At 73.3% G+C, this 9717-nt stretch carries 1 protein-coding gene; it reads left to right on the plus strand.

Going from position 1 to position 9717, the window contains the following annotated elements:
- Positions 1 to 42: 42 nt before the first annotated feature.
- Positions 43 to 9663 carry a type I polyketide synthase gene (locus WH07_RS36055; protein WP_052744222.1) on the plus strand — a complete coding sequence of 3207 codons (9621 nt, stop codon included), beginning with the start codon at positions 43 to 45 and terminating at the stop codon, positions 9661 to 9663.
- Positions 9664 to 9717 lie beyond the last annotated feature (54 nt).

Below are 9717 nucleotides of genomic sequence, written 5' to 3' on the forward strand. Positions count from 1 at the left end.
TTCGTTTGTGACCCGACGCGACCCGATGACGAGGACGGACCGGTGCCAGAAGACCAGCAGGAAAAAGTCGTCGATTACCTGAGGCGGGTCACTTCCGATCTCCGCCGCGCGCGCCAGCGCATAGGAGAACTGGAACTCAAGAACAACGAACCCATCGCACTCGTGGGAATGAGCTGCCGCCTCCCCGGCGGAGTCCGCTCCCCGGAGGCCCTGTGGGATCTGGTCGACTCCGGTGGCGACGCCATATCCGGATTCCCCGGCGACCGCGGCTGGAATCTGGAGCGGCTCACCGGCGACGGCGAAGGAAGCAGCGCCACCCACGAAGGCGGATTTCTCTACGAGGCGGCGGAATTCGACGCCGGATTCTTCGGGATCTCCCCGCGCGAGGCGCTCGCGATGGACCCCCAGCAGCGCATGCTCCTGGAAGTGTCCTGGGAGGCGCTGGAGCGCGCCGGAATCGCCCCCACCTCCCTGCGCGGCAGCCAGACCGGAGTCTTCGTCGGCGCCTACCACTGGGGCCAGCCGTCGGCCGCCGCGGCCGGTGAACTCCAGGGGCACGCGCTGACCGGCACCGCCGCCAGCGTGCTGTCGGGTCGGCTCGCCTACACCCTCGGTCTCGAAGGCCCCGCCATCACGGTCGACACCGCCTGCTCCTCCTCCCTGGTGGCGCTGCATGTGGCGGCCCAGTCGCTGCGCAACGGCGAGTCCTCGCTCGCCGTCATCGGCGGTGTCACCGTACTGAGCGAACCCTCCGTCTTCGTCGAGTTCAGCAAGCAGGGCGGTCTCGCCCCCGACGGCCGCTGCAAGGCGTTCTCGGACGACGCCGACGGTACGGGCTGGGGCGAGGGCGTCGGCGTGCTCGTCGCGGAACGCCTCTCCGACGCGCGGCGCAACGGGCATCGGATCCTGGCGGTGCTGCGCGGCAGCGCGGTCAACCAGGACGGCGCGTCCAACGGGCTGACCGCGCCCAACGGCCCCTCGCAGGAGCGCGTGATCCGCCAGGTCCTCACGGCGGCCGGGCTGTCTCCGGCCGATGTGGACGCGGTGGAGGCGCACGGTACGGGGACGAGACTCGGCGACCCGATCGAGGCGCAGGCGCTGCTCGCGACCTATGGTCGTGAGCGTGATCCGGAGAGTCCGCTGTGGCTGGGGTCGCTGAAGTCCAACATCGGGCACACGCAGGCGGCGGCCGGTGTGGCCGGTGTGATCAAGATGGTGATGGCGCTGCGGAGCGGTGTTCTGCCGAGGACGCTGCATGCGGAGGTTCCGTCGTCGCATGTGGACTGGTCGTCGGGTGCGGTGCGGTTGTTGTCGGAGGCGGTGGAGTGGCCTGATACGGGCCGTCCGCGCAGGTGTGCGGTCTCGTCCTTCGGTATCAGCGGCACCAATGCCCACGCGGTACTGGAACAGGCCCCCGCCGACCAGGAGCCGGAGTCCGGGGCCGAAGCGGCGCCCGAGCCGGGTGTCCCCGCCACCGGCCCGGTGCCCTGGGTGGTGTCCGGGCGCGGCACGTCCGCGCTCCGCGACCAGGCGGAGGCACTCGTCACCTGGCTGGAGACCGCCCCGCGGCCCCGGCCGGCCGACACCGGGCTCTCGCTCGTCTCGACCCGCGCGCTCTTCGAACACCGCGCCGTCGCGGTCGGCACGGACCATGACGAACTCCTGGCCGCTGCCCAGGCGTTGGCCGCGGGACGCTCCTCGGCCGAGCTGACCGAAGGGGTCGCCGATGTCGAGGGCAAAACGGTGTTCGTCTTCCCCGGGCAGGGTTCGCAGTGGGCGGGCATGGGTGCGCAACTGCTCGATGAATCACCGGTGTTCGCGGCACGGATCGCCGAATGCGCCGAGGCACTCGGTGAGTTCGTCGACTGGTCGCTGGTGGATGTGCTGCGCGGGGCCGAGGGTGCTCCGACGCTGGAGCGGGTGGATGTGGTGCAGCCGGCGTCGTTCGCGGTGATGGTGTCGCTCGCGGCGGTGTGGCGCTCGTACGGCGTCGAGCCCGAGGCCGTGGTGGGCCACTCGCAGGGCGAGATCGCGGCGGCTGTCGTGTCGGGCGCGCTGTCCCTGGAGGACGGTGCGCGGGTGGTGGCGCTGCGGAGTCAGGCGATCGGGCGGCGGCTGGCGGGGCGTGGCGGGATGATGTCGGTGCCGCTTCCGGTGGCCGAGGTCGAGAGCGGACTGGAGGCCTGGTCCGGCCGGATCTCCATCGCCGCTGTGAACGGCCCGCGTTCGGCGGTGGTCTCGGGTGAGCCGGAGGCCCTGGACGGACTGTTCGCGGAGCTGACCGCTCAGGAGGTACGGGTCCGCCGCATTGCCGTCGACTACGCGTCGCACTCGGCGCAGGTCGAGGATCTGCGCGACGAACTCCTCGATGTGCTCGGCCCGGTGCGTCCTCGTGCGTCGCAAGTTCCGTTCTTCTCCACCATGACCGGTGGGTGGCTGGACACCGAGGAGATGGACGCCGGCTACTGGTTCCGCAACCTGCGGCAGCGCGTCCTCTTCGCCGACGCCGTGACCGAACTCCTCGCCGCCGAGCACCGCGCTTTCATCGAGGTCAGCTCGCACCCCGTACTGGCCATGCCCGTACAGGACATGATCGAGGAGTACGGCGAACCGGCCGTCGTCGCGGGCACCCTGCGGCGGGACCGGGGCGGGCTCGCCCGCTTCCTGCTCTCCGCGGCCGAGGTCTTCGTACGCGGCGTCGAGGTCGACTGGGCCCCGGTGTTCGCGGGTACGGACGCCCGGCGGGTGGATCTGCCGACGTACGCCTTCCAGCGCGAGCGCTTCTGGAACCTCCCCTCCGCCGCCGACGAGACCGTCGCGGCCGATCCGCTGGACGAGGAGTTCTGGGCGGCGGTCGAGCAGGAGGACGTCTCGGCGCTGACCTCGGCGCTGGGTACGGACGAGGGTTCGGTGGCTGCGGTGCTGCCCGCGCTGTCGTCGTGGCGCAGGTCGCGCAAGGACCGTACGACCGTCGACTCCTGGCGCTACCGCGTCACCTGGTCCCCGCTGGGACATGTCCCGCCGACACCGCTGACCGGCACCTGGCTGGTGGTGTCCGCCGAGGGCACCGACGACACCGAGACCGTGAACACCCTGAACGGCCGGGGCGCCGAGGTACGGCGGCTCGTCCTCGACGAGGCCTGTGTGGAGCGGGAGGTGCTCGCCGGGCGGCTGGCCGGTCTCGACGGGATCACCGGAATCGTGTCGGTGCTCGCCACGGCCGAGGAGCCCGGCGAGCGCTACCCGGGCCTCGCGCTCGGTCTGGCCCTGACCGTTTCGCTGGTCCAGGCGCTCGGCGACGCCGAAGTGGATGCCCCGCTCTGGTTCCTGACCCGGGGAGCGTTCTCCACCGGCCGCAACGACGAGATCACCTCGCCCGTTCAGGCACAGGTCGCCGGAGTGGGCTGGACGGCCGCGCTGGAACACCCGCAGCGCTGGGGCGGCGTCGTCGACCTGCCCGGGACCCTGGACGACCGCGCCGCCGGCCGGCTCGCCTCGGTCCTGGCCGGGGCCGCCGGTCAGGAGGACCAGCTCGCCATCCGCTCCTCCGGGGTGCTCACCCGCCGTATCGTGCGTGCCGGATCCGGCAGCCCGAGCCCCTCCCGTACCTGGACACCGCGCGGCACCACCCTCGTCACCGGCGGATCCGGGACGCTCGCCCCCGATCTCGCACGCTGGCTCGCCGCGCAGGGCGCCGGACATGTGGTGCTGGCCAGCCGCCGGGGCATGGACGCGCCGGGCGCGGCCGAACTCGTCGCGGAACTCGCCGAGTCGGGCACCGAAGCCGTCGCGGTCGCCTGCGATGTGACCGACCGGGACGCGGTCGCCGCACTGCTGGCGGGACTCAAGGCCGAAGGCCGTACCGTACGGACCGTCATCCACACCGCGGCCGTCATCGAGCTGTACACCCTGGCCGAGACCACGATGGAGTCCTTCTCCGACGTCGTGCACGCCAAGGTCGCCGGGGCCCGCCATCTCGACGAGCTGCTCGACAACGACGAGCTGGACGACTTCATCCTCTACTCGTCCACGGCCGGCATGTGGGGCAGCGGCCACCACGCGGCCTATGTGGCGGGCAACGCCTATCTCGCCGCGCTCGCCGTCGACCGCCGCGCCCGCGGTCTGCGCGCCACCTCGGTGCACTGGGGCAAGTGGCCCGACGACATCGAGCGCGAGCTGGCCGACCCGCACCACATCCGCCGCAGCGGGCTGCGCTATCTGGACCCGAGGCTCGCGCTGAACGGCCTGCGGAAGGTCCTGGACGACGACGAGACCGTCATCGGCCTCACCGACATCGACTGGGACACGTACCACGCCGTCTTCACCGCGGGCCGACCCACCCGTCTCTTCGACGAGGTGCCCGAGGTGGCGCGTCGGCTCGCCGAGAACGAGGAACGCGCCACCGCACGGCCGGAGACCAGCGATCTCGCCGCGCGGCTGCGCGACCTGGCCGCCCCCGAGCAGGAGCGTCTTCTGCTGTCCCTGGTCCGTACGGAGGCGGCGGCCGTCCTCGGCCATGCCTCGGCCGAGGCGTTCCCCGAGCGGCGCGCCTTCCGCGACATCGGCTTCGACTCGGTCACCGCCGTGGATCTGCGCAACCGCGTCGTGGCCGCCACCGGTCTGCCGCTGCCGTCGACCATGGTCTTCGACTACCCCAACGCCGTCGCGCTGGCCGGCTTCCTGAAGTCGGCGGCCCTGGGCGGCGACGGTACGGACACGGCCCCGGCGCGGCCGGCGGCGGCCGGTCCGGCCGGCACCGACGACGATCCGATCGCCATCATCGGCATGAGCTGCCGCTACCCCGGCGGTGCGGACACGCCCGAGGAGCTGATGCGGCTCGCCCTGGACGGCGCCGATGTGATCTCGGAGTTCCCCGCCGACCGCGGCTGGGACGGGGCGGGCATCTACGACCCGGACCCGGACCGGCAGGGCAGGACCTACTCGCTCCAGGGCGGATTCCTGCACGAGGCCGCGGAGTTCGACCCCGGCTTCTTCGGGATCTCGCCGCGCGAGGCGGTCGCCATGGACCCGCAGCAGCGGCTGCTGCTGGAGACGTCCTGGGAGGCCTTCGAGCGCGCCGGGATCGAACTGGACTCCCTGCGCGGCAGCGCGGCCGGCACCTTCTTCGGCGCCAGCTACCAGGACTACTCGTCGAGTGTGCAGAACGGCACCGAGGGGTCCGAGGTGCACATGGTCACCGGCACGGCCGCCAGTGTGCTGTCCGGGCGGGTGTCGTACCTCTTCGGGTTCGAGGGCCCGGCGGTCACCGTCGACACCGCGTGCTCGTCCTCGCTCGTCGCGATGCATCTCGCCTGCCAGTCGCTGCGCAGCGGTGAGAGTTCCCTGGCGCTCGCGGGCGGCGCGGCCGTGATGGCCACCCCGCATGCCTTCGTGGGCTTCAGCAGGCAGCGGGCCCTCGCGCTCGACGGCCGCTGCAAGCCGTTCGCCGAGGCCGCCGACGGGATGACCCTGGCCGAGGGGGTCGGTGTGGTGCTGCTGGAGCGGCTCTCGGACGCGCGGCGCAACGGACACCGGGTCCTCGCGGTCGTACGGGGCTCGGCGATGAACCAGGACGGCGCGTCCAACGGGCTGACCGCCCCCAACGGCCCGTCCCAGCAGCGGGTCATCCGCCAGGCCCTCGCCAACGCCGGTCTGACGTCCGCCGATGTGGACGCGGTGGAGGCGCACGGTACGGGTACGAAGCTGGGCGACCCGATCGAGGCGCAGGCGCTGCTCGCCACATACGGCCGTGACCGGGATCCGGAGCGTCCGCTGTGGCTGGGGTCGCTGAAGTCCAACATCGGGCACACGCAGGCCGCCGCCGGTGTGGCCGGTGTGATCAAGATGGTCATGGCCATGCGCGAGGGTGTCCTGCCCAGGACGCTGCACACCGGGACCCCGTCGTCGCACGTGGACTGGTCGGCGGGCGCGGTGGAGCTGCTGCGCGAGCAGACCGAGTGGCCGGACGCCGGCCGCCCGAGGCGCGCCGGGGTGTCGTCCTTCGGGATCAGCGGCACCAACGCGCATCTGATCCTGGAACAGGCCCCCGAGCCCGACGAGGCCGAGACCGCTCGGGCGACCGCGGACGCCACGGACGGAGCGGGCGTGGTGCCCTGGCTGATCTCCGCCAAGTCCGCTGCTGCCCTGCGTGAGCAGGCGGCCCGGCTGCTCGCCCGCGCCGACGCCGACCCCGCGCTGTCGCCCGCGCGTATCGGCTGGTCGCTGGCGACCACCCGGTGCACCTTCGACCACCGCGCGGTGGTCCTCGGCGGGAGCCGGGACGACCTGCTGCGCTCCCTCGACGCCGTCGTCACCGCGGGCAGCGCGCCCGGTGCGGTGAGCGGCGCCGTCGGCGAGGGCTCCGCGCGGCCGGTCTTCGTCTTCCCCGGCCAGGGTTCCCAGTGGTGGGGCATGGGCCGCGAACTCCTCGACTCCTCCGCGGTGTTCAGGGAGTCCGTCGACGCCTGCGCCGCCGCCCTCGCCCCGTACACCGACTGGTCCCTGCACGAGGTGCTGGCCGGTGAGGGAGACCCCGCGCTGCTCGAACGGGTCGACGTGGTCCAGCCCGCGCTCTTCTCGATGATGGTGGCGCTGTCCGCGCTCTGGCGCTCGTACGGTGTCGAGCCCGCGGCAGTCGTCGGACACTCCCAGGGCGAGATCGCCGCCGCCCATGTGGCGGGCGCCCTGACCCTGGAGGACGCCGCCGCCGTGGTCGCCCTGCGCAGCCAGGCGCTGCCCCGGCTGTCCGGTCTCGGCGGGATGATGTCGGTGGCCGCCCCGGTCGACAAGGTCACCGCACTGCTGGAGCCCTGGGCCGAGCAGCTCTCCGTCGCGGCCGTCAACGGTCCCTCCTCGGTGATCGTCTCCGGTGACACGGCGGCGCTCGACGAGCTGCTCGCCGTCTGCGAGAAGCAAGGGGTCCGGGCCCGCAAGGTGTCCGTGGACTACGCCTCGCACGGCGCGCATGTCGAAGCCGTACGCGACGAACTGGCCCGGGTCCTCGCCCCGGTCACCTCCTCCGCTCCGCAGGTGCCGTTCTACTCGACGGTCAGCGGCGGCCGGGTGGAGGACGCGGTCTTCGACGGCGCCTACTGGTACACGAACCTCCGGCAGACCGTACGGATGGAGGAGGCGACCCGGGCACTGCTGGCCGACGGACACCGGGTCTTCATCGAGCTGAGCCCCCATCCCGTACTGGCCGCGCCCATCCAGGAGACCCAGGAGAGCGAGGAGACGGCGGCCGGAGCCGTGGTCCTCGGATCGCTGCGCAGGGACGAGGGCGGCCTCAGGCGCTTCCTGACCTCGCTGGCCGAGGCCCATGTCCACGGCACACCGGTCGACTGGCGCACCGCCTTCCCCGAGGGCGGTCACGAACCGGTCGAGCTGCCGACGTACGCGTTCCAGCGGCGCCGGTACTGGCCCGAGCCCGCGGCCGGAACCGGCAGCACCGGCTCCGGGACCGGCGTGGGCTCCGGTGGCGAGGCCGACGCGGCGTTCTGGCGGCTCGTCGAGAGCCAGGACCTGGAGTCCCTCGCCGGTGAACTCGGTGTCGACGCCCATGGCGAACTGTCCTCGCTGGGCGCGGTCCTGCCCGCCCTCTCCGCCTGGCGCGCCAAGGCGCGCGAACGCACCACCGTCAACGCGTGGCGCTACCGCGTCGACTGGACCCGGCTGCCCGAACCCGGCGCCACCGCGCGCCCCGCCGGCCGCTGGCTCGCGGTGGTGCCGGCAGGCCAGGCCGCCGACGATCCCTGGGCCGCCGCCGCGCTCGCCGCGCTGGGCCCCGACACCGTACGGTTCAAGGCCGATCCCGGCGCCGACCGGGCGGCCTGGGCCAAGCGGCTGGCCGAACTGGCCGCCGAAGAAGGGGAGTTCACCGGCGTACTGGCGCTGCTGGCCCCGGCCGAGGAACGGCACACCGGCTTCGGCTCGGTGCCTGTCGGCCTGGCCCTCACCCTCACCCTCGTCCAGGCGCTCGGCGACGCCGGACTGCGCGCCCCCCTGTGGTGCGCCACCCGCGGCGCCGTCTCCGTGGGCCACGACGACCGGCTCGCCCACCCGGTGCAAGGAGCGCTGTGGGGCCTCGGCCGGGTCGTCGCCCTGGAACACCCGGACCGCTGGGGCGGTCTCGTCGACATCCCCGAGACCCTCGACACCAGGGCCTGCGCCAGGCTGGCCTCCGTACTGGCCGGCCTGGACGGCGAGGACCAGCTCGCCGTCCGCACCTCCGGTGTGTACGCCCGGCGCCTGGTGCACGCCGCGCCCGCGGACGCCGCCCCCGACCGCCCCTGGCGGGCCCGCGGCACAGTGCTGATCACCGGCGGTACGGGCGGTATCGGCGGCCGGGTCGCCCGCTGGCTGGCCGAGAGCGGCGCCGCGCATCTGGTGCTCACCAGCCGGCGCGGCGAAGAAGCGCCCGGCGCGGCGGCACTCCGCGCGGAACTGGAGGCGCTGGGCGCCCGGGTCACCATCGCCGCCTGCGACGCCGCCGACCGCGTCGCGCTCACCACCGTACTCGCCGCGATCCCCGCCGACACCCCGCTGACCTCGGTGTTCCATGCCGCGGGAGTCGCCGACGGCGACGATTCCGTGGAGGCGCTGACACTGGCGCAGCTCGACGCGCTGATGCGTTCGAAGCTGACCGCCGCCCTGCACCTGCACGAACTGACCCGTGACAGCGGCCTGGACGCCTTCGTGCTCTTCTCCTCGGGCGCGGCGGTCTGGGGCAGCGGCGGCCAGCCCGGTTACGCGGCGGCCAACGCGTTCCTCGACGCCCTGGCCGAGCACCGCAGGGCCGAGGGCCTCCCCGCTGCCTCCGTCGCGTGGGGCACCTGGGCCGAGGTCGGCATGGCCACCGTCGACGAGGTCCACGAGCGGCTCCGCCGCCAGGGCGTCATGCCGATGGAACCGCCGCTGGCCATCGCCGCGCTCCAGCGGATGCTGGAGGACGGCGACACGCAGCTCACCGTCACCCTGATGGACTGGGACAGGTTCACCCCCAGCTTCACCGCGACCCGCCGCAGCCCGCTGCTCTCCGGGATCCCGGAGGCCGGCCGGGCGCTGGCCGCCGGGGACTCCGTACCCGAGGGCGACGGCGCGACAGCCGCCCCGCCGCTCAGGCAGCGGCTCGACACGCTGCCGGCCGCCGAACGTGCCCGCACCCTGCTCGACGCCGTACGGGCCGATGCCGCCTCGACACTCGGCCACGACTCGGCCGGCGCGATCCCCGCGACCCGCGCCTTCCGTGACGTCGGCTTCGACTCGGTGACCGCCGTCGAACTGCGCAACCGGCTGCGGTCCGCCCTCGGACTGCCGCTGCCCGCCGCCCTGGTCTTCGACCACCCCACCCCGGCGGCCCTCGCGGACCACCTGGGTTCGCTCCTCTTCGGCACCGCCCCCGGTACGGACGGAGCGGACCGCTCCGACCGGGCGGCCCGCGCGGACGACCCGGACGCGCGGATCCGCGACGCCCTCGCCTCCGTTCCCATCAGCCGGCTCCGTACGGCGGGACTCCTGGACACGGTGCTCGAACTCGCCGACCCCTACGCCGACGCCGCGAACGGGGCCCCCGCCCCGGCCGCGGCCGACGGGAACGGCTCGCTCGACGACCTCGACGACATGGACGCCGAAAGCCTGCTGCGGCTCGCCACCGACATTCAGTGACCGCCCGGCGCGGACCGTCCGGCGATGCGAACTGAAAGAGATCTGGAGAGAACG

The organism is Streptomyces odonnellii (assembly GCF_000981895.1).
In the GTDB taxonomy this organism is placed as follows: Bacteria; Actinomycetota; Actinomycetes; order Streptomycetales; family Streptomycetaceae; genus Streptomyces; species Streptomyces odonnellii.